Consider the following 19,623-nt stretch of genomic DNA (forward strand, 5'->3'; position numbering starts at 1 on the left):
AGAAGGATCATTTGTTGGCGGCTGCCGCGCCGGTCGCGTTCCGGTAGCGTCCCTTCTGAAAGACGATGGTGCCTCCTGCGATGGCCAGCCCTGCCGCTGTCAGTCGCGGGTCGGGATAGATCAGCAAGAGCGACCCGATGAACAGCACGAACGAAAGCCAGCCAGGTAAAGCGCCAAAGAAGTAGCGCTGCAACGATGCGGCAAGGATGATCACACCAATGGTCGCCTGTGCAATCACGAGCGCGATGTGGACCGTGTTGCCCTGCATCAGGATCGCCGGTTCGTAGACGAACATGAACGGAACAATGAAACCGGTGGCGCCCAGCTTCACGGCGGCCCAGCTTGCCTCCACGATCTTGGCCTGCGACAGCGTGTTGGCCGCATAGACCGCCATCGCCACGGGCGGTGTGATCGCTGACAGGATAGCAAAGTAGAAAACAAAGAGGTGGGCCGCTTCAGTCTGGACGCCCAGCTTCACGAGGGCAGGGACAAGCAGGGCGACCTGCACGATATAGGCGGGTGTCGTCGGCATGCCCATGCCAAGGATGATGCCTGCGACCATCGACAGCAGCAGAGCGATCACCAGCGTGTCTTGTGCCGATTCGATCACGAAGTTTGAGAATGTCAGGCCCAGGCCCGTAATGTCGATCACACCGACCACGATGCCAGCACAGGCACAGGCCGATGCGATGGACAGCACATTTCGTGCGCCGTTCTCTAGAGCCTGCAGGATGTTATCGACGGACACGTAATGGCGCGTGGTCTTGCGAAGAAGGGCACAGGGCACCACCGACAGGATGCCACACAATGCGGCATATGGCGCGGAGTAGCCCATCACCAGCACGGTCACGATGATCACCAGCGGCGCAAAAAGATGTCCGCGCTCCAGCAACACCTTCTTGAGCGGGACCTGATCTTCCTGCGGGACAGACCCGATGCCCTTGCGCTTGGCCTCGAAGTGAACGGCGGCGAAAAGGGCGACATAGAAAAGGGCGGCAGGCGCGAGCGCGTATTTGGCGACAGTAAGATAACCGACGCCAAGATACTCGGCCATGACGAAAGCCGCGGCCCCCATGACCGGCGGCATGATCTGACCGCCGGTGGAGGCGACGGCCTCGACCGCGCCGGCGAAGGCGGGCTTGAAGCCCATGCGCTTCATCAGCGGAATGGAAAACGTCCCGGTCGTCATTACGTTGGCGACCGCAGAGCCCGAAACAGACCCGAAAAGACCCGATGTCACACAGGCGACCTTGGCGGGGCCGCCTGCTTGGCGACCGGTGATCGCCACGGCAAAGTCCATGAACAGTTCACCAACGCCCATCTTTTCGACAAGCGAGCCGAACAGGATGAACAGCACCATGTAGGTAGCGGATACGGCGATCGGAATGCCAAAGATGCCTTCAGGCGTCATGAACAGCTGCTCAAGAATAACGGACGGCAGAGTAGACGTGAATGCGAGACCGTATCCTAGGAACAAAAGCGCCGTGATCGGCAGCATTGGCCCTAGCATGCGCCGCGTACCTTCCAGCAGCAGCGTCACGAGAACGAGGCCCACGACAATGTCCATCGGCAACAGCGGATCGACGTATAGGAACCGCTGAGTGATATAGTCGAGGTTGAAAGACGGATAAAGCGCCGCGCTTGCCGCGACAAGACCCAGGATGACGTCGTACCAACTCGGCACGTCCCTGCGCAGGCCTTTAACATCGACCGTCAGATAAACCAACAGCAACGCCATGGCCACATGAAGGCCGCGCATGATGTAAGGGTTCGGTGGGCCGACGAAAGCGACGTACATATGCCAGAAGGCCATCGCCATCAGCATTAGACGGGAAATACGGACAATCAGGGGCATCCTGTCAGAGATGATGGAAAGTTTCATGGCGTCTTCCCGCTTAAAGAATCAGGTGCAGGCTTGTCAGATCAACTGGGCCAGTGGGCAACAGGCACGGATTTGCCGGACAGAGCTTCAGAGCCCTGTCCGGCTGAACCGTCAGGTACGGTCGATCACATGCCCGAAACGCCACGCTCCGCGTAGAATTCCTTTGCCGCAGGGTGGAACGGAACACCGATGTCGGTCGCCATTTCCTCGACCGTCAGGTTGGCCATGGATTTGCTGACCGCACCGAAGCTTTCCGGATTGTCTGCGACTGCCGAAAGCACCGCCTTGATGATGTCCCCGTCATAGTCACAGGGGGCGACCATATGTGTATCATAGCTGATGGTGCGCACAGCTTCGTCGAAGCCCGGATATGAGCCGGCGGGAACATCGCGAAGCTGAAAGGCGGCGTTTTGATCCTTGAAGTGCTTGAACGTCTCTTCGTCGATGTTGATGAGCACGATGTCACGCGAAGACGCCAGATCCATTACCGACCCGGTCGGCAAGGACGAGCCGAGCGTGAAAACATCGACCTGACCGTCCTTCATCTGCGACGCAGAGTCCGAATAGGACGTGTTCGACACGCTGGCAAGATCGTCGAACGTCAAGTTCTGGGTCGCCAGCAGTTCGCGCGTCAGGAATTCGCCGGTATTGCCAAGCTGCTGCGTGGTCAAACGCTTGCCCTCCATGTCTGCAACCGTCTTGATACCGGAATCGGCCAGCGCAACGACCTGAAAGTACTGCGGGTACAGATTGCCAAGGTTGCACACGTTAGTCGTTGGCTTGCGGAAAGGCGGCTTGCCTGACAGGCTGTCCACGGTCGACGTGGAGTTGGCGAATGCGATGCCAAATCGCCCTGCGTCCACGCCCACGACGTTGGACACACCGGCACCCGGTGTCACGGTGATCGTAATGTCGGGATTTTCCCGCTCCACGATCGCCTTGATCGCACCGCCGACCGGATACCACGAACCGCCCTGCTGGCCGGTGGCCATGACGAAACTCTGGGCCTGCGCGGCGATGCCGGTGGCGGCGAAAAGGATGGTTGCCGCCGTGGTCTGGCGGATTGCTTTATTCAGCAGTGACATGAAAACTCCTCCCGAGTTATGATTTGAGCCAGCCCGGTTCCTCCAGCGCTGCGCCCCGCACATTTCGGCACTCCCGCGCCGATGAAATCGCAGACTGCGATGATTTGTATTACTTGTCAAATATAATAACATATTTTGACTGAGCAGCTGTTTGCTGTCATGTTGAATGCAGCAAAATAATTGCAAAACGGGGTTTTGCGTCATATGGTAATTTGTCATACAGGTATACCACGTTGAAACGAAGGGGCCTACGGATGCCTGACACATTGCTCTCCGCAGTGCCGCTGACGCGAGGAAAAACGCTGAGCGATCAGGTAACTGAGGTCATGCGTCACAACGTGATCACGGGGCTCTGGAAGGTGGGGGAGATGCTGCCGTCGGAGATCACGCTCGCATGTGATCTCGATGTAAGCCGTACAGTGATCCGAGAGGCCGTGTCGCGGCTGAAAGCCGAAGGGTTGCTCTCAAGCCGTCAGGGGCGCGGGGCCTGCGTGGCGAGCGACAGACCCCGATTCGGGTTTGCGATTCCCGAAGATGATGTCGAAAGCCTGCGCAAGCTGTCGCAAATCCTGGAACTGCGGATGGGGCTCGAAATCGAGGCGGCGGCTCTTGCTGCGGCCCGCGCCCCGGACGCCGCGCGTATCGAGATCAAGGCCGCCGCCGATGCGTTTGAACGCACCAGCGGCGGGGGCACTGCCCGTGTGCCCGACGGTGTGCGGACAGATCTGCGGTTTCACCGGGCAATCTGCGAGGCGACCGGCAACGATTACTATCTGGGGCTTTTCAACTATCTGGGTGCCAGCCTGCGCGAGACCATTCTGGCGGGGCGGCTGCAGGCGATCAAGCGGGGCAGCGACAGCAGGGATGCGGTGGCCGAACATCACCTGATCGCCGACGCCATCGCGGTCGGTGAGGTGGAACTTGCAAGGGACAAGATGCGTGCGCATCTGGAAATGTCCAGCATGCGCCTGCTGCAGGCGCTGAACGATACTGCCGCCGAGAGGACACCGTGACCCTTCCGGATACTTTGCGCGGGGCACTGATCAAGCCATCCTCCCTGACCATCGCCCTGAGCGGAGGCATTGACAGTCTGACCCTGTCTGCAGCGGCAGCCCACGCGCGTGGAGTGGACGGTGTCACGCTGTGCCATGCGATATCGCCTGCCGTGCCCGCAGCCGCGACCGCCCGCGTCCGGGACTTTGCGGCGACGCACGGTCTGGCATTGCGGATCGTGGACGCGGGGGAGTTCCAAGACGAGGCATACCGGGCCAATCCGGTGAACCGCTGTTATTTCTGCAAGTCGCACCTGTACGGCAGGCTGGCACAGCTGGGTCGAACAGTCGCCGCTGGCACCAACCTGGACGATCTGTCAGACTACCGACCGGGGCTTGTGGCGGCGGATGAACACGGGGTGCTGCACCCGTTCGTCGCCGCCGGCATGGACAAGAAAGCGGTGCGAGGGCTGGCCCGGCAGCTGGGCCTGGGTGATCTGGCGGATTTGCCGGCTGCCCCCTGCCTTGCCAGCCGGATCGAAACCGGCCTGCGCGTCGATCCTGAAGATATGCGGGTGATTGACGCGGTAGAAGAGGATCTGCGCGGCCTGCTCGGCGGTGTCACGCTGCGGTGCCGACGCCTGCGGACCGGGTGGGTCGTGGAGCTTGCTGAAGATGTTCTTGACGGGCTGACTAGCGTTCGACGGGCGCAGGTAATTGCCGCAGTTGCAGACCGGTTGCCGGGCGGTATCGCCGTTACCCTGCGCCCCTATAAGAAAGGCAGCGCTTTTGTCCACGAATAGCCCCACTTCGGATAGTCATGCCGACATCGTCTTCGACCGGGGCCGCGCCAGCCGCATCGGGATCGAAGAGACAGTACTGTGTCAGTACAAGTCCATCGATCAGATCGCCGCGATCCTGCGCGACGCGACGCGCGAGGGACGAAGGCTTCTGATGACCCGCCTGCTGCCCGCCCAGTGGGAGAGCCTGCCGTTGAATTTGCGGGAGGGCGTCGATTATTGCGCTGTATCCCGCACCGCGATCCTTGGCCATGTGCCTGAACTTTCGGAGCGTCCGCGCATCGCGCTGGTCAGCGCGGGAACCTCGGATGCAGGGCCGATGACCGAAGCGCGGCGGGTTCTGGCCTATGGCGGGGTGGATGCCGTGGCGATCAGCGATGTGGGCGTCGCCGGCCTGTGGCGTCTTCTGGCGCGCGAGGCGCAACTGCGCGAGATGGACGTGGTGATCGTTTTTGCCGGCATGGATGCGGCCCTGCCGTCGGTGGTGGCCGGATTGGTGCCGGGTATCGTGATCGGCGTGCCGACATCGGTGGGCTACGGCGTCGCGGCAGGCGGGCGTGTCGCGCTCGACTCCATGCTGGCCAGCTGTGCGCCGGGCGTTACCGTGGTGAATATCGACAATGGTTACGGTGCCGCTACCTCTGCACTGCGATTTGCGAATATCCTGCGCCGCGCATGGGGAGAGGATTAACGAGTGGAAGAACCTAAATTGCAGATCACAAAGCGTCAGACACTTGGCGACCAGCTTTACGGACAGATATTGGAGCAGGTCGTGTCGGGCAAGTTAGGCCAAGGCGAACGATTGCCGTCGGAAAATCAGATCGCCGGCGCCTTTGGCGTGTCGCGGCCCGTGGTGCGCGAAGCTTTGCGAAAGTTGCAGGAAGACGGGCTGGTAGAGGCACGGCGCGGCGTCGGCTCTTTCGTTCGTCGCCGGCCGCCCGAAAAACTGATCGAATACGCCACTGCGGAGTCAGTCGCGGGCTTGATGCGGGCGATGGAGGCCCGGATTACTGTAGAGCACACGACAGCGCGCCTGGCAGCATTGCGCGCCAGCCCTCGCGACCTGGCCCGGATCGAAGCCGCGCTGCTGCAGCTTGAAGCGTCGATGCAGGCGCGTACCCCGTCAGTTGCCGAGGACTACGATTTTCACCGCGCCATCGCGGCGGCAGCGGGCAACGACGTGTTCATCCAGATGCTTGATTGCACCCGTGGCCTGATCGAACGCGGCATCGACGTGGCCCAGAAACTGACCCGCGGGGGGTCGCAGGCGCGGCTTGACCTTGTCATTCGCGAACATCGCCAGATTTTTGAGGCGATTCGTGCGGGCGACAGCGAAGCGGCGGCCGTGTGCATGTCCTATCACCTGTTGCAGGCGCGCACGCGCATCACCGACAACACAGAACCCCTCTAGAAAACCGCAACAATTTGCCCAAAAGGCCCTGTCCGATGATCTATGACCACCGCACTTATATCTGCCGTCCCGGCACGATCAAAAAGCACCTCGCTCTCTACGCGGAGCATGGCTATGCGGCACAACTGCGCATTCTCGGCGCACCGCTGCTGTTCGCACAGACGGAAACGGGAGACGTCAATTCATTCGTGCATATCTGGCCATATCGCGATGCCGCCGATCGTGCCGAGCGTCGCGCGCGGCTTGCCGCCGATCCGGACTGGCAGAGCTATCTCGGCAAGAGCGCTGCAGCCGGATACCTGGTCGAACAGACCAGCAAGATCATGATGCCTGCGCCCTTCTTCGACACCTGATCAGATGACGATGCAGTCCGCGTCAATGCCGCGTCCGTCACGGAAGCGGCGGATGTTCTCGGCCCAGTGACTGACCATGCGGTGCAGGTTGTCTTCGGTATAGCCGCCGATGTGCGGCAAGACGACGACGTTATCCATGTGCAGCATCGGATTATCCTCGTTCACAGGTTCCTGCGCGAAGACGTCAAGTGCAGCCGCGGCGAGATGCCCGCTGCGCAGCGCAGCGATCAGTGCATCTTCGTCCACCAGACCGCCGCGCCCGGTATTGACCAGCATCGCGCCCGTTTTCATGGCCGCAAGCTGCGGCGCGCCGATCATATGACGTGTCGCCTCTGTCAGCGGCAGATGCAGGCTGACGATATCGGCGGTTTCAAGGATTTCTGCCATCGAGGCAAAGCGCGCTGCGGCACCCGGCAGCCGCCCCGAAGGCCGATGATACATCACGTCGCAATCGAATCCGGTCAGGCGCCGCGCGACCAATTGACCAATGGCGCCGAAGCCGATCAATCCGACCGACCGTCCGTTCAGATCGCGGGCACCCGGCACCAGTGAGTCCACGATCCAGCGACCCGCACGGGTGTTATTGTCATGCTGCGGGATCCGGCGAAGGGCTGCGATAATCATGCCGACGGTCAAATCCGCGACGGTCGGGGCATTCACTCCGGGGCTACGCGCAACGGGCACTTTCAGTTCGCGCGCAACGTCAAGCGGGATATTGTCGACGCCCGTTCCCCATTTATGGACCAGCCTGACCGCGTCGGAACCGCGCAGGATCTCTTCTGACAGACCGAGGCCGCGCACCACGATCACGTCGGCACCGCGCACCGTGGCTGCGAAATCGGCGATGTCGGGTGACGCGGGAAACCGCAGGTCCAGATCGCCCGCGATGGCGCGCACTTTGGCCTGCATCGCATCCGGCATCGGGTCAAGCACGGCAACATGGCAAGGGCCGGTCATTGCATCGCTCCATCAGTCAGATCCACAGGCAGGATGGAGCCGGGCACGTTCTGGAACGACACCGGCCGCAGGAAGCGTCGGATCGCCAGCGTCCCCACCGAGGTGGCCCCAAAGTTGGTCGAGGCGGGATAGGGGCCACCATGCACCATCGCGCTACTGACCTCTACGCCGGTGGGAAATCCATTGACCAGAACCCGGCCCGCTTTGCGTTCCAGTATGGGCAGCAGCGCGCGTGCAGCATCGGTGTCAGCGTCATCCATGTGGATCGTCGCGGTTAGCTGTCCCTCTAATTCCTTCGCCAGTGCACGCATATCGTCGGGGCCGTCAACCCGGACCACAAGCCCCAGCGGCCCGAAGACTTCACCGCCCAGCGTGTCATCGTGAAGATATGTCTTGACGTCAGTTTCGTAGATGTTCGGTTGTGCCGTCCGCCCATCGCTTTGCGTTTGCAACACTGGCTTAACTCCTTTTCCGGCATCGAACCGCGCCTTGCCGTCACGGTAAGCCTGCGCGATACCGTCGGTTAGCATGACCTGTTCAGGCGCTTTTTCCAGCGCAGATTTCGTAGCGGCGACGAAAGTATCGCCCGCGTCCCCCCTGCGCACCACTGCGATGCCGGGATTGGTGCAGAACTGCCCGGCACCCATCGTAAGCGATCCGGCCCAGCCTTCACCAATCGCGGTGCCGCGGGCTTGCGCGGCTGCGTCAAGGACAAACATCGGATTGACCGACCCCAGTTCGCCGAAAAAGGGAATCGGATCTTTGCGCTGCGCACACAGGTCGAAAAGCGCGCGACCACCGGCCAATGATCCGGTGAAGCCGACGGCCCTGATTAGCGGATGTTCCACCAAGGCCTTGCCCAAGGCGCGCCCACCGTCCTGAATCAGCGAGAACACGCCCGGATGGATGTCACATTTGCGGATGGCGGCGTGGATCGCTTCCGCCACGATTTCTGAGGTGCCCGGATGTGCCGGGTGGCCCTTGACCACTACCGGGCAGCCAGCCGCAAGCGCCGCTGCAGTGTCCCCACCAGCGGTCGAGAACGCCAGCGGAAAGTTTGAGGCACCGAAGACTGCAACAGGCCCGATGGGCCGCTGTATCATTCGGATATCGGGGCGCGTGAATGGCGTGCGGTCCGGCAGTGCGGCATCGACGCGGCGATCGAGGTGGTGACCTTGCAGAATGTGATCCGCAAACAGCCGCAGCTGGCCGGTGGTGCGACCGCGCTCACCCTCCAACCGCGCCGCGGGCAGGCCGGATTCGCGGCTGCCAATCTCGGTAATCGCCGCAGCCCGGGCCTCGATCTCGTCGGCGATGGTAATCAGAAACGCCGCCCGCGCCGCGCGGGCGCTGTAGCCGTAGCTCCAGAATGCCTCTTCAGCAGCGGTGCAGGCGGCATCAACGTGCGCAGCCGTGCCGAACTGGAATGTGTCCTTGCGTCCATCCACTGGGTCGTTGGTGAAGGTATCGCCGCCACCAATCCAGTCACCTGCGATCAGGTGGTTGCCATGCGGGGTGAAAGCGGGGGTATCTGCGGTCATCAGTCTCTCTTTCTGAAATTGTCGTCCGTGAATGGGGCGTTATCGCATAGACGCCATGTCCTGCACCAACGTGTCCATCTGACGGGTCAGAAGCCACGCATCGCCCGCGATGGCGACGAATTCGAAGCCTTGATCGAAATAGCGCCGGGCCGTGTCCTTGCCGTAACCAAGAATGCCCGCAGGAAGGCCCGCCGCGTGGATAGCCGCGATGGCCTGTGCGATCCGGTCCTGCACCTCGGCGTGCATCGGGTCGCCTGCGTGACCCATGGAGGCGGCCAGATCACCCGGTCCGACAAAGACCGCATCCACCCCTGGCACTGCGGCGATGGCCGGGATTTGATCGATGGCCTCGGATGTTTCGACCTGTACGATGACACATTGAGCGTCAACGTAACGGTCCAGATAATCGGCCTGCCGCCCATAGTTGTTGGCCCGCGTCGTCGCGGATATGCCCCGCACCCCCTCGGGTGGATAGCGTGTCCAGGACACGGCGGCGGCGGCATCTTCAGCGGTCTGGATCATCGGAAACATCAAATTGCGAACGCCGATATCGAGCAGGCGTTTCGTCATGGTCTGGTCAGCAGCCGGTGGCCGCACGATGATCTCAACCGCCGCCCCGCCCGGGGCACTTTGCGCGGCGCGCAGGTGGTCGGGAACCTGACCAAGGTCGTTCGGCGAATGCTCCATGTCCAGCAGCAGCCAGTCAATGCCGCTGCCGGCCGCGATTTCCGTTGCCGTCGGTGCGCAAAGCGACAGCCAGAAGCCGGGTTTGCAGCTGTTGCGGATCAGGGTCTGTTTCAACGTCTGAGGGAACATTGCAGGGATGCCTTTTGGAAACGGTATCGACAATGCATCTAATACGGTAATATATTACTAGTTACAACCCGGCCGTTCCCCGGAAATATGCACGACATTAAAAAAGAAAGAGGCGCCGATGACCAAGCACCGAAAGACCGCAAAGACGCTGCGCAGCACACGTTGGTTCGGCCCCGATGACCTGCGCAGTTTCGGGCACCGGTCCCGAATGATGCAGATGGGGCTGGGACCCGAGGATTGGGAAGGTCGGCCTATCATCGGCATCCTCAACACCTGGTCCGAGATGAACCCCTGTCACCTGCATTTCCGCGACAGGGCAGAGGACGTCAAGAAAGGCATAGCGCAGGCGGGCGGGCTAGGTCTGGAGATCCCCACGATCTCCATCGACGAGAGCTTTACCAAACCCACCTCGATGCTCTATCGCAACATGATCGCGATGGAGACGGAAGAGACGATCCGCTCGCATCCGCTGGATGGCGTAGTGCTGATGGGCGGCTGCGACAAATCCACGCCGGGGCTGACGATGGGGGCGATCACTGCGGGGGTTCCCTTTATTTATCTGCCCGCTGGTCCAATGCTGCGCGGAAATTATGCAGGCAAGTCGCTTGGGTCGGGATCGGATGCATGGAAGTACTGGGACGAACGCCGCGCCGGCACGATTTCGGCGCAGGAGTGGCTGGGCGTGGAGGGCGGTATCGCGCGCTCTTACGGGCATTGCATGACGATGGGCACGGCATCCACCATGACGGCGATCGCCGAGGCCATGGGTCTGTGCCTGCCTGGCGCATCCTCGATTCCCGCCGCCGACGCGGGCCACAAGCGGATGAGCGCATCATGCGGGCGGCGCATCGTGGACATGGTGTGGGAGGATCTGACCCCCGACCGCATCATCACCCCTGCATCGGTGCGCAATGCTGCAGTGGTCGCAATGGCCACGGGCTGTTCCACGAACGCAGTCGTGCACCTGCTGGCGATGGCGCGGCGGGCGGGTGTCCCGCTCGATCTTGACGATCTGGACGCGCTGGGGCGCGAGACACCGCTGATCGCCAATATCCGCCCGTTGGGCAGCAGTAACTACCTGATGGAGGATTTCTACTTCGCGGGCGGGTTGCGCGCGTTGATGGACCAGCTTGGCGAAAAGCTGGACCGGGACGCGATCACCTGCACCGGCAAGCCGCTGCGCGATGGAATCGCGGGCGCGCCCGTCTACAATGACGACGTGATCAGGCCATTGTCCAATCCGGTCTACCGCGAGGGTTCTCTGGCGGTCCTGCGCGGCAACCTGTGCCCTGACGGTGCGGTGATCAAACCCGCCGCCTGCGATCCCAAATACTATCTTCATGAAGGCCCGGCGCTGGTCTTTGACAGCTACCCAGAGATGAAGGCGGCTATAGAGGACGAAGATCTGGACGTAACGCCGGATCATGTTCTGGTCTTGCGCAACGCTGGCCCGCAGGGCGGACCGGGAATGCCGGAGTGGGGGATGCTCCCCATGCCCAAGGCGCTCTTGAAACAGGGCCATCGGGACATGTTGCGCATTTCCGACGCGCGGATGTCAGGTACATCCTACGGTGCCTGCATCCTGCACGTCGCCCCCGAAGCCTTCGTCGGAGGGCCACTGGCCTTGCTGAAGACAGGCGATACCGTGCGCATGGATCTTGAAGCGCGAACCCTCGACATGCTGGTGGACGAGGATGAAATCGCCGCCCGCCGCGCGGCATGGGTGGCGCCGACGCCGCGGTTCGAACGTGGGTGGGGCCATATGTTCCAGCGACACGTCGGGCAGGCCGACCAAGGGTGCGATTTTGATTACCTCACGGCCCAGCACGGTCAGGCCGCTGGCGAACCCGACATCTACTGAAAGAAAAACCCATGGCACATGACCTTGAAAAGGCCCTGACCGGGATTTCCGGCATCCTCGTGACGCCATATGACGCGGCGGGCGATATTGCCCCGGGAAAGCTGGCGCCGATCCTTGACCGCGCGCTGGGGGTGGGCATGCACATCCCCGTGATGAACGGCAACACCGGCGAGTTCTACGCGCTGACGACCGACGAGGCCTGCACGATGGTCCGCGAGGTGGCAGATATGGTCGCGGGTCGTGCGCCACTTCTTGCGGGCGTGGGGCGGGGCCTGCGCGATGCCTGTCGGCTTGCGCGCGCAAGTGCCGATGCGGGGGCCGCGGCGCTGATGATCCATCAGCCGCCCGATCCCTTCGTATCACCGCGCGGCACGATCGACTATATCAAGGCGGTGCGCGACGCGTCCGGCGGGTTACCCGTGATGCTGTACCTGCGCAACGACGCGATGGGCCCTGACGGCATTGCGCGCCTATGCGAGGCGGGCGGCGTCAAAGGCGTGAAATGGGCGACGCCCAACCCGCTGAAGTTGGCCGCCGCTATCGCGGCCTGCCCCGACCAGATCGTCTGGGTCGGCGGGCTGGCCGAGGTCTGGGCACCGCCGCTCTATGCGGTCGGCGCGCGGGGGTTCACGTCGGGATTGATCAATGTCTGGCCAGAACGATCCATGGCGATCCACGCCGCGCTCGACGCGGGCGACTATCCCAAGGCAAATCACCTGATCGCGGACATGCGCGCGTTTGAGGATATCCGGGCGGAAGAATTTAACGGCACCAACGTCACCGGTGTAAAGGCGGCCCTGATGGCCATCGGGCATGATTGCGGACCGACGCGCCCGCCCTCTGCATGGCCGCTGACGGACCGACAGCGGGCCGCGCTGGAAGATTTCGTGGCTCGTAACAGGCTTAAGGAGATTGCGACATGAACGAAGATACCCGTGAAAAGCCCAGGGAGGTTTCCGTGGCGACGCTTGCCACCGCCCTTTAAAAGCGCAGTCTGCGCAATCAGGTGGTGCAGGGTGTTGGCCCGGTTGCGCGCAAGGGTCGCAACATGGTCGGCCCCGCCTTTACGCTGCGGTATATGCCAGCACGCGAAAACCGCAACCAGCTGGTGGAATTCCGCAATCGCGACCATCCCCAGCGTGTCGCGACAGAGACCTGTCCCGAGGGCATTGCCAAGTTGTTTGCGGCTTCTGCGGCTGGTACCGGGCGTGCCATGCAGATACCGTCATCAATGCCGCGCCTGAAAGGCTTTCGTTTTCCCCGCGAGATCGTCGCCTATGCGGTCTGGGCCTGTCATCGCTTTGCGCTCAGCACGGCGGATGTTGAGGATCTCCTGGCGGCGCGTGGTGTCATCGTCCGCCGCGAAGCCATCCGCCTTTGGGTCAACCGGTTTGGCGCGCATTTTGCGGGCCGTATCCGCCGGGACCCGGCCGCGTCCGAACGACAAGTGGCACCTGGACGAGGTCGTTGTGCCGATCAATGGCGTGAAGCACTGGCTGTGGCGGGCCGTCGATGGTGAGGAGGATCTGGATTTGATCCGGGGGATCAATTCCCCGACGAACGGTGATACGCTCGACATCCTGGTTCAGACACGCCGCAATGCCAAAGCCGCCAAGCGGTTTCTGATGAGGTTAATCGCTCTATTTGGCCTGCCAAGGGTGGTCACAGACCGACGCGGGCGACGAGAAAAATCATGGCGCGGTTCAAGTCCCCCAGACAGGCACAGCGCTTCCTTGCCGCGCATGACCAGATCAACACGATCTTCAAACCCCGCCGCTATTGCCTCACCGCCACATCCGCCATGCCCGGGCAGACGCATTCGATCTGTGGACGAACTATGCTCTCCAGATGAAGCCATGACTTGGCAAACGCGGGGCATCGCTGCATCAACCAAGCAACTTGGCAATGCCGTCGGGCGCTCTGGCACGCCGCGCGGTGCTGGTGGGCTCCGGTCCGCTCCTCTACCTCATCGCGGCACAGATGGTGCGGGCGGGCGTGCCCCCTGTTGCCCTGGTCGAGACGCAGACGCGGCGCGATCTGATCCGCGCGACGAGGCATATCGGCGGCGCGCTGCGCGGCTGGCGCTACCTGCTCAAGGGGCTGGGCCTTTTGGCCGAGATCACCCGCGCGCGGGTGCCGCGTTATGTCGGCGCGACCGGTACCGCCATCGAGGGCGAGGCACGTGCCGAGGCCGTGACCTTCACGCACAGAGGCCGCGCGCACCGCATCGCGGCGCTGAAAGTGGCGGAGGAAACCGGCCACCTCTCTGACGCCGCGCGCGACCATCAGGCGAGCCCGTTGAGATCCGTGCAGGGCAGGGAGCTGGCCGCGCGGCCCTTCCTCGACATGGCCTATCCACCTCATGCCGAGGCGCTCGCGCCCGATGACGCCACCATCATTTGCCGCTGCGAGGTGGTCACCGCCGGGGCCATCCGCCGCTATGCGCGCTTGGGCTGCATCGGGCCCAATCAGGCCAAGGCCTTTGGCCGCGCCGGGATGGGGCCGTGCCAGGGGCGCTATTGCGGTTTGACGGTGACGGCGCTTCTTGCAAAGGCCAACGGGCGAACGCAGGACGAGACCGGCCATTACCGCATCCGCCCGCCGCTCAAGCCCGTCACGCTTGGCGAGTTGGCGGCGATGGACCATCCCGCCTCGAAACCGGTGAAATAGGGGTCTGACATGATCGAACGCATCGAGACCGGCCAACGCATGAGCAAGATCGTCAAGCATAACGGCGTGGCCTATCTGTGCAGCGAGGAGGGGTGGGCGCGACGGTGGCCGGGCAGACCCGCCATGACCCTGAAGATCGCCACCCAAATCTACGGATGCGGCCAATTCCAAGGGAAGATTGGCGGGTGTCGGCTCTCGGACATGGTGACAAAACGCAGCAGAAAAACGGCGCGCTCGACACGACTGGAACGCAAGCATCCTGTGCTTGCATTCGGCGGGAAGCGGACGCCGGAGACCGCCCCGCCTGACACCAAAAGACGTTTCGACATGTCATATTTCCACATGCGTGATGGCACGCCGCCATGCTCGACGTGGCCTTTCGGCAACGCCGGTTTTGTTGTTTCACATGGCCGGTACTTTTCTTGGTATTACGGTGTGGCGCTCTGATATGCGACCGGCATGTTCCGGAGATTGTATCTTAAGATTTTTACCTGCGGCGTTGTGGTCACGGTATCCACGGCTTGCGCAGCCTTTGCCGAGACGCAACCGCTGATCGAGACTGGATATAACAGCTATGGCTATCCCGGCATGATTGACATGCCCGTGGCCACGAGCCGCCCGGACGGCGAACTGGCCTTCTCGATCAGCAGTTTCGCGGGACAAACCCGCAACACGCTGACCTTCCAGATGCTGCCCCGTCTTTCAGGGAGTTTCCGGTATGCCGAATTGCAGGATTTCCCTACGACCGGGGGCACCGTCACGAACTATGACCGCAGTTTCTCGCTGCATTATCGCTTCGCGGATGAAACCGATCTGCGCCCGGCTTTCGCAGTAGGGTTGAACGATTTCCTAGGCACGGGTATCTACTCATCGGAATATATCGTCGCCACCAAGACCTTCGGCAAGAGCCTGCGCGTGACCGGCGGGCTGGGCTGGGGCCGACTGGGTGGGGTGGGCGGCTTTAGCAACCCATTGGGCATCCTCGACGACCGGTTCGACAGCCGTCCGCAGCGTGATGCTGGCAGAGGGGGCGACGTCGAATCGCAGCAGTTTTTCCGGGGCGATGCGGCGTTCTTTGGCGGCATCGAATGGCAGGCGACAAAGAAACTCAAGCTAACGGCCGAATATTCCTCGGACGATCATCCGCGGGAGGACCCTTCCGCCTTTGAGCGCGAGACGCAGTTGAATTTCGGGGCCACCTACAAGGTCGGCCCGATGACGGACCTGTCGCTGCGGTATCTCTACGGCAGCGAGATCGGCGTGCAGATCAGCACCGCGCTCAATCCGAAATCCCGGCCCAACGGGGCCGGGCGCGATCCGGCCCCCCCGCCGGTCTTGCTGCGCGAGGTGACGCCGGCGGCGGCGCTGGGGTGGTCTGGCACCGTCGAAGAGCGCAAGGATCTACGCACCCGCCTGGCCGAGGCGCTTGCGTCTCAGGGGGTGAGGCTGCACGGTCTCGTGGTCGAGGCAGACACCGCCCGTGTCGAGATCGAAAACCTTGCCTATCCGCAGGAGGCGCAGGCCATCGGGCGGACGGCACGGGTTTTGTCGCGGCAATTGCCGGTCTCTGTCGGGAGGTTCGATATCGTGATGGTCGTGAGCGGCCTGCCCGTGACCGAGGTGACGATCGCGCGCGCGGACATGGAATTGCTGGAACACGATCTTGATGGAAGCTGGAGGAGCTTTGCGCGCGCGCGGATCACGTCTCCGACAGGGGGAACGCAGCCCGTGCCGGATCGCTATCCGCGCTTTGACTGGGGGCTCAAGCCCTATCTCAGCCCCAGTCTCTTTGATCCGGACAATCCGCTTCGGGCCGATGTCGGGGCCCAGCTTGATGTCTCCTTTCAGCCTGCGCCGGGGTTTGAGCTGTCGGGCAGTCTGCGCCAGAAAGTCGTCGGTAATCTCGACGAGTCAACGCGGGTATCCGATTCGGTGCTGCAACATGTGCGCAGCGATTTCACGCTCTATGACCGCGAGGGCGAAACCGCGCTCACGACCCTGACCGCCGCCCATTACTTCAAGCCCGGTCGCGACCTCTATGGCCGGGTGACCGTGGGCTACCTGGAGCGGATGTTCGGGGGAGTGTCATCAGAGCTTTTGTGGAAGCGCAACGACAGCCCCTTTGCCCTCGGGGTGGAGGTGAATTACGCGCAACAGCGCGATTTCGACGGGGGGTTCGGCTTTCAAAGGTACGATGTGGGGACCGGCCACGCCTCGGCCTATTGGGATATGGGCAACGGGTTTCACGCGCAGATCGATGCCGGGCGCTATCTGGCGGGAGACTGGGGGGCGACCTTCGCGCTCGACCGTGAATTCAACAACGGCTGGAAGATCGGCGCCTTTGCCACGCTGACCGATGTGTCCTTTGACAGGTTCGGCGAGGGCTCGTTCGACAAGGGCATCCGCATCACGATGCCGATCTCATGGCTGCTGGGCGAGCCCAACAAGACCGCCTTCAGCACCACGATCCGCCCGGTCCTGCGCGATGGTGGCGCGCGCCTGGATGTGCCCGGTCGCCTTTACGATCGCGTTCGCCCGGTTCAGAAGCCGGCCCTTCAAGATGGCTGGGGGAGGTTCTGGCGATGAGGTCGGGCGCGTTTCGTCTTCTTTCTCCGGTGGTGATGATCCTGTCTGCGGCCCTGCTCGCTGGCTGTGACCGGATGCTGGGCGCGCTCGAACTGACCGGCAATGTGTCGGGCACCGCGCCGCAGCTCATCGGCCCTGAACGGCTGCGCGTATCGATCCCCGAAACCGGGGCCGTCGCGGTGCTGGGCCCGGTGTCGCGCAACGCGGATGTGACGGTGTGGCAAACGCTGGACGGGATCACGCTGTCGTTCCGGCACGGTATCGTGGTCGCGACACGAGGTTTGGGCGACGATCTCATGTCGGCGGATGTCGACGGCGATATCACTCTTCTGCGCGGCATGGGGGGCAGCGGATATTACCCGCATATCCGGTCCTATCTCGATGGCGAGGATCGCACCGTGTTTCGCGCCTATCAGTGCCGCCAGGCCGGGGTAGCCCCCGACCGTGTCGCGGCCGGCGGGCAAGACATATCCTTGCAACGAACCGAGATTGCCTGCGTCTCTCCGGGGCACAGCTTTACCAACATTTTCTGGCAGGACGGGTCCGGGCAGGTTATCAGATCGCGACAGTGGATCAGCCCAGCCATCCAATACATGGACACCGAGCGCGTCGCCCGATAGCAAAGATACATTTTCCGGAGGACTACGATGACATACGGCAAACACATCTCCGCACCGCGCACCGCGATCGCAATGGCGCTCGCCGCCGTCATGATCCTGCCTGCGGGGTGCGGTGTCGTCTACAAGAGCCCCACGGTCAGCCGCTCGGCGGGCACCAATTTGGATGTGCGCGAAATCACGTTGACGCCCCAGACGGTGCTGGTGGCCAACCGCACGCCCTATAGCCCGCGCAACCTGCCAGGGGAATTCTTCTCATCGGCCTCGGCGCGGCAAGGGATGGGTCTCGGCGCCCTGCCTGCGGCCCCGCAAGTGCCCGATGAGCAGCCCGGTCGTCTCGAATTGCGGCCGCCGGCGGATTTCGAGGTGCCCCCCTACCGGATCGGGGTAGGCGATGTTGTCCTGCTGGCCACCCGCCAGGCCGGAAATTCGGTCGAGGAGTTGAGCGGGCTGCTGGCCGCGCAGACGCAGCGGCAAGGCTATGTGGTCTCCGATGACGGGGCGATTTCCATTCCCGATATCGGGCGGGTCGAGATCGGCGGGCTGACGCTCGCCGAGGCACAGGATCGCATTTTCAGGTTCCTGTTGGAAAACCAGGTCGATCCGGCATTTTCGCTGGAGGTGACAGGGTTCAACTCGCAACGCGTTACCGTCGGCGGGGCCGTGCGTCAGGCGGCGCGGGTGCCGGTCACCTTGCAACGCCTCACCATCGGCGACGCGCTGACCGCCACCGGGGGCGTGATGGTTAAGGACGAGCAATTCGCCTCGATCCGCATATACCGCGATGGCACGCTCTACCAGATCCCCTATGAGGATTACCTCGCACGGCCGAACCTGCGCGAGTTGCCGCTTCGGGACGGCGACGCGCTCTATGTCGACACGACCTATGACCTCGACCGCGCCTTTGAATTCTACCGCCAGGAGGTGGACGTGATCCGGCTGCGCAACGAGACGCGCAGAAACGCGTTCGAAATGATGACCGCCGAGATGGAGATGCGCCGCAGCGTGCTCGAGGAAGGACGCAGCAATTTCCGCGCGCGCGAAGAGCTTGGAGCGGAGGCGCGCGACTATATCTATCTCACGGGCGAGGTGGAAAAGCAGGGGCGCATCCCGCTGCCCTACGAGCAGCAGGCGACACTCGCCGATATGCTGTATGGTGGTGGCGGCGTCCCGACGGTGACCGGGAATGTGTCTAACATCTACGTCTTGCGCCCGTCGCAGGACCCGGCGGAATTCGGCGCGATAACCGCCTGGCACCTTAATGGACGCAACGCTGTGAACATCACCCTCGCCACGCAGATGCAGATGCGCCCGAACGATATCGTTTTCGTCGAGGAACAGCCGGTCACCAAATGGAACCGCGCCGTGCAGCAAATCGTGCCGTCGCTGATTTTCTCGACGGCAAGTATCGCGACACAATGACGCGGTGTTGCCGGAGGATATCGGTCGCGACGGGAACTGAAATTCCCGCCTTCCGATATGCGGACGCACCCGATCGCGGCGCGCGCTCGCTTTGACATAAAAAAGCGGCACTCACCGTGCCGCTTTTTCGATTTCACCACTGTCGTGCGGTCTTCACAAGCCTTGTGGCTCGCCAGATCCTCGCGGCACTCAGTTCGTGCCGGTCGTGCTCGTCGTGCTCGACCCGCCGCTGCTCGCCGCTGCGGCCACACCGGCTACTGCAGCGACGCTCAGCGCGACCGTGCCCGCGACGCCCAGGCCACCAACAAGACCGCCTGCCGCGGCAGTGCCTGCACCGCCAGCCCCCGCAGCTCCAGCGCCCGCCGCGGCACCTGCACCCAAGCCACCGACGCATCCAACCTTCAGAAGGCCGCCCGCATCACTGAAACGCGCGGTCCGGATGCCGGCACTGTCACAGGCACCGATCCGGCTTGCCATCTGCATGGCAGATTCGCCCTCAAGCCGCTCATATGCCTGTTGTGCAAATGTTGGCGCAGCCACGGAAAAAGCGGCAACAAGCGCCAAAGTCGAAGCAATAAATTTCTTCATGGCAAGATATCCTTTCTACCATCACCCATCGTCGGGAAGTTT

The 19,623-nt window shown here is 62.6% G+C and carries 17 protein-coding genes and 3 pseudogenes; 14 read left to right on the forward strand and 6 right to left on the reverse strand.

Translation table 11 applies throughout. From position 1 onward, the window contains the following. Positions 1–7: 7 nt before the first annotated feature. Positions 8–1,882: a TRAP transporter permease gene (locus ABIE58_RS09920; protein WP_354544554.1), complete on the reverse strand. Its 1,875-nt coding sequence runs from the start codon at positions 1,880–1,882 to the stop codon at positions 8–10. A gap of 125 nt (positions 1,883–2,007) precedes the next feature. Beyond that, a complete protein-coding gene (locus ABIE58_RS09925) occupies positions 2,008–2,967 on the reverse strand; it encodes a TAXI family TRAP transporter solute-binding subunit (RefSeq protein ID WP_354544555.1) in 960 nt (319 codons plus the stop codon). A gap of 254 nt (positions 2,968–3,221) precedes the next feature. On the opposite strand from ABIE58_RS09925, the gene ABIE58_RS09930 reads away from it, so the two are divergent. From ABIE58_RS09930 to ABIE58_RS09950, 5 genes are read left to right on the forward strand one after another with little or no spacing between them, the layout of a single operon-like run. Further along, positions 3,222–3,980, forward strand: a complete 759-nt coding sequence (locus ABIE58_RS09930; protein ID WP_354544556.1) for a FadR/GntR family transcriptional regulator — start codon at positions 3,222–3,224, stop codon at positions 3,978–3,980. After that, on the forward strand, positions 3,977–4,762 hold the full coding sequence (gene larE / locus ABIE58_RS09935) for an ATP-dependent sacrificial sulfur transferase LarE (protein WP_354544557.1): 786 nt from the start codon (positions 3,977–3,979) through the stop codon (positions 4,760–4,762). Before ABIE58_RS09930 ends, larE begins: the two co-directional genes overlap by 4 nt. Then, entirely contained in the window at positions 4,749–5,450 is a 702-nt protein-coding gene (gene larB / locus ABIE58_RS09940; protein WP_354544558.1) for a nickel pincer cofactor biosynthesis protein LarB, read from the forward strand. The genes larE and larB overlap by 14 nt, the downstream gene beginning before the upstream one ends. A 3-nt stretch (positions 5,451–5,453) precedes the next feature. Further along, positions 5,454–6,170, forward strand: a complete 717-nt coding sequence (locus ABIE58_RS09945) for a FadR/GntR family transcriptional regulator (protein ID WP_354544559.1) — start codon at positions 5,454–5,456, stop codon at positions 6,168–6,170. A 35-nt stretch (positions 6,171–6,205) separates the two neighbouring features. Then, positions 6,206–6,523: an NIPSNAP family protein gene (locus tag ABIE58_RS09950; RefSeq protein ID WP_354544560.1), complete on the forward strand. Its 318-nt coding sequence runs from the start codon at positions 6,206–6,208 to the stop codon at positions 6,521–6,523. Here the strand turns inward: ABIE58_RS09950 and ABIE58_RS09955 are convergent, their stop codons facing one another. Genes ABIE58_RS09955 through ABIE58_RS09965 form a run of 3 tightly spaced genes read right to left on the reverse strand, consistent with a single transcriptional unit; the run spans position 6,524 to position 9,822 of the window. After that, positions 6,524–7,480: a 2-hydroxyacid dehydrogenase gene (locus ABIE58_RS09955; RefSeq protein WP_354544561.1), complete on the reverse strand. Its 957-nt coding sequence runs from the start codon at positions 7,478–7,480 to the stop codon at positions 6,524–6,526. Continuing rightward, positions 7,477–9,021, reverse strand: a complete 1,545-nt coding sequence (locus tag ABIE58_RS09960) for an aldehyde dehydrogenase (NADP(+)) (protein WP_354544562.1) — start codon at positions 9,019–9,021, stop codon at positions 7,477–7,479. Before ABIE58_RS09960 ends, ABIE58_RS09955 begins: the two co-directional genes overlap by 4 nt. Positions 9,022–9,060: 39 nt before the next feature. Then, positions 9,061–9,822 (reverse strand): HpcH/HpaI aldolase family protein, encoded by a 762-nt coding sequence (locus tag ABIE58_RS09965; protein ID WP_354544563.1) that lies wholly within the window; start codon positions 9,820–9,822, stop codon positions 9,061–9,063. 133 nt (positions 9,823–9,955) lie between these two features. Between ABIE58_RS09965 and araD the strand changes: the two genes are divergently transcribed. The 9 genes and pseudogenes from araD to ABIE58_RS10010 all read left to right on the forward strand — a co-directional run bounded on the left by araD (position 9,956) and on the right by ABIE58_RS10010 (position 18,993). After that, positions 9,956–11,698, forward strand: coding sequence for an L-arabinonate dehydratase (gene araD / locus ABIE58_RS09970; protein WP_354544564.1), 1,743 nt, complete (start codon positions 9,956–9,958; stop codon positions 11,696–11,698). A gap of 11 nt (positions 11,699–11,709) precedes the next feature. Beyond that, a complete protein-coding gene (locus ABIE58_RS09975; RefSeq protein ID WP_354544565.1) occupies positions 11,710–12,621 on the forward strand; it encodes a dihydrodipicolinate synthase family protein in 912 nt (303 codons plus the stop codon). After that, positions 12,618–12,866, forward strand: a pseudogene (locus ABIE58_RS09980) (ribonuclease activity regulator RraA); the annotation flags it as partial. The gene ABIE58_RS09975 and the pseudogene ABIE58_RS09980, both read left to right, overlap by 4 nt. 45 nt (positions 12,867–12,911) lie before the next feature. Beyond that, positions 12,912–13,558, forward strand: a pseudogene (locus ABIE58_RS09985) (IS6 family transposase). A gap of 45 nt (positions 13,559–13,603) precedes the next feature. After that, the gene (locus ABIE58_RS09990; RefSeq protein ID WP_354544661.1) at positions 13,604–14,368 is read left to right on the forward strand and encodes a (2Fe-2S)-binding protein; all 765 of its coding nucleotides are present in this window, start codon (positions 13,604–13,606) and stop codon (positions 14,366–14,368) included. 9 nt (positions 14,369–14,377) lie between these two features. Then, positions 14,378–14,490: pseudogene (locus ABIE58_RS09995) on the forward strand (RidA family protein); the annotation flags it as partial. Between the two features lie 337 nt (positions 14,491–14,827). Beyond that, entirely contained in the window at positions 14,828–16,954 is a 2,127-nt protein-coding gene (locus ABIE58_RS10000; protein WP_354544566.1) for a YjbH domain-containing protein, read from the forward strand. Further along, entirely contained in the window at positions 16,951–17,574 is a 624-nt protein-coding gene (locus ABIE58_RS10005; RefSeq protein WP_354544567.1) for a YjbF family lipoprotein, read from the forward strand. The genes ABIE58_RS10000 and ABIE58_RS10005 overlap by 4 nt, the downstream gene beginning before the upstream one ends. A gap of 27 nt (positions 17,575–17,601) precedes the next feature. Continuing rightward, positions 17,602–18,993, forward strand: coding sequence for a polysaccharide biosynthesis/export family protein (locus ABIE58_RS10010; RefSeq protein WP_354544568.1), 1,392 nt, complete (start codon positions 17,602–17,604; stop codon positions 18,991–18,993). Positions 18,994–19,182: 189 nt separating this feature from the next. On the opposite strand, the gene ABIE58_RS10015 is transcribed toward ABIE58_RS10010, so the two are convergent. Beyond that, on the reverse strand, positions 19,183–19,581 hold the full coding sequence (locus ABIE58_RS10015; protein ID WP_354544569.1) for a hypothetical protein: 399 nt from the start codon (positions 19,579–19,581) through the stop codon (positions 19,183–19,185). Positions 19,582–19,623: the final 42 nt, after the last annotated feature.

It is taken from the genome of Roseovarius sp. MBR-78 (genome assembly GCF_040547535.1).
GTDB lineage: Bacteria > Pseudomonadota > Alphaproteobacteria > Rhodobacterales > Rhodobacteraceae > Roseovarius.

Coding starts and splice junctions, on each gene's coding strand:
- ABIE58_RS09920 (WP_354544554.1), bottom strand. CDS start 1,882: ATGAAACTTTCCATCATCTCTGACAGGATGCCCCTGATTGTCCGTATT.
- ABIE58_RS09925 (WP_354544555.1), bottom strand. CDS start 2,967: ATGTCACTGCTGAATAAAGCAATCCGCCAGACCACGGCGGCAACCATC.
- ABIE58_RS09930 (WP_354544556.1), top strand. CDS start 3,222: ATGCCTGACACATTGCTCTCCGCAGTGCCGCTGACGCGAGGAAAAACG.
- ABIE58_RS09950 (WP_354544560.1), top strand. CDS start 6,206: ATGATCTATGACCACCGCACTTATATCTGCCGTCCCGGCACGATCAAA.
- ABIE58_RS09955 (WP_354544561.1), bottom strand. CDS start 7,480: ATGACCGGCCCTTGCCATGTTGCCGTGCTTGACCCGATGCCGGATGCG.
- ABIE58_RS09960 (WP_354544562.1), bottom strand. CDS start 9,021: ATGACCGCAGATACCCCCGCTTTCACCCCGCATGGCAACCACCTGATC.
- araD (WP_354544564.1), top strand. CDS start 9,956: ATGACCAAGCACCGAAAGACCGCAAAGACGCTGCGCAGCACACGTTGG.
- ABIE58_RS09975 (WP_354544565.1), top strand. CDS start 11,710: ATGGCACATGACCTTGAAAAGGCCCTGACCGGGATTTCCGGCATCCTC.
- ABIE58_RS09990 (WP_354544661.1), top strand. CDS start 13,604: ATGCCGTCGGGCGCTCTGGCACGCCGCGCGGTGCTGGTGGGCTCCGGT.
- ABIE58_RS10000 (WP_354544566.1), top strand. CDS start 14,828: ATGTTCCGGAGATTGTATCTTAAGATTTTTACCTGCGGCGTTGTGGTC.
- ABIE58_RS10005 (WP_354544567.1), top strand. CDS start 16,951: ATGAGGTCGGGCGCGTTTCGTCTTCTTTCTCCGGTGGTGATGATCCTG.
- ABIE58_RS10010 (WP_354544568.1), top strand. CDS start 17,602: ATGACATACGGCAAACACATCTCCGCACCGCGCACCGCGATCGCAATG.
- ABIE58_RS10015 (WP_354544569.1), bottom strand. CDS start 19,581: ATGAAGAAATTTATTGCTTCGACTTTGGCGCTTGTTGCCGCTTTTTCC.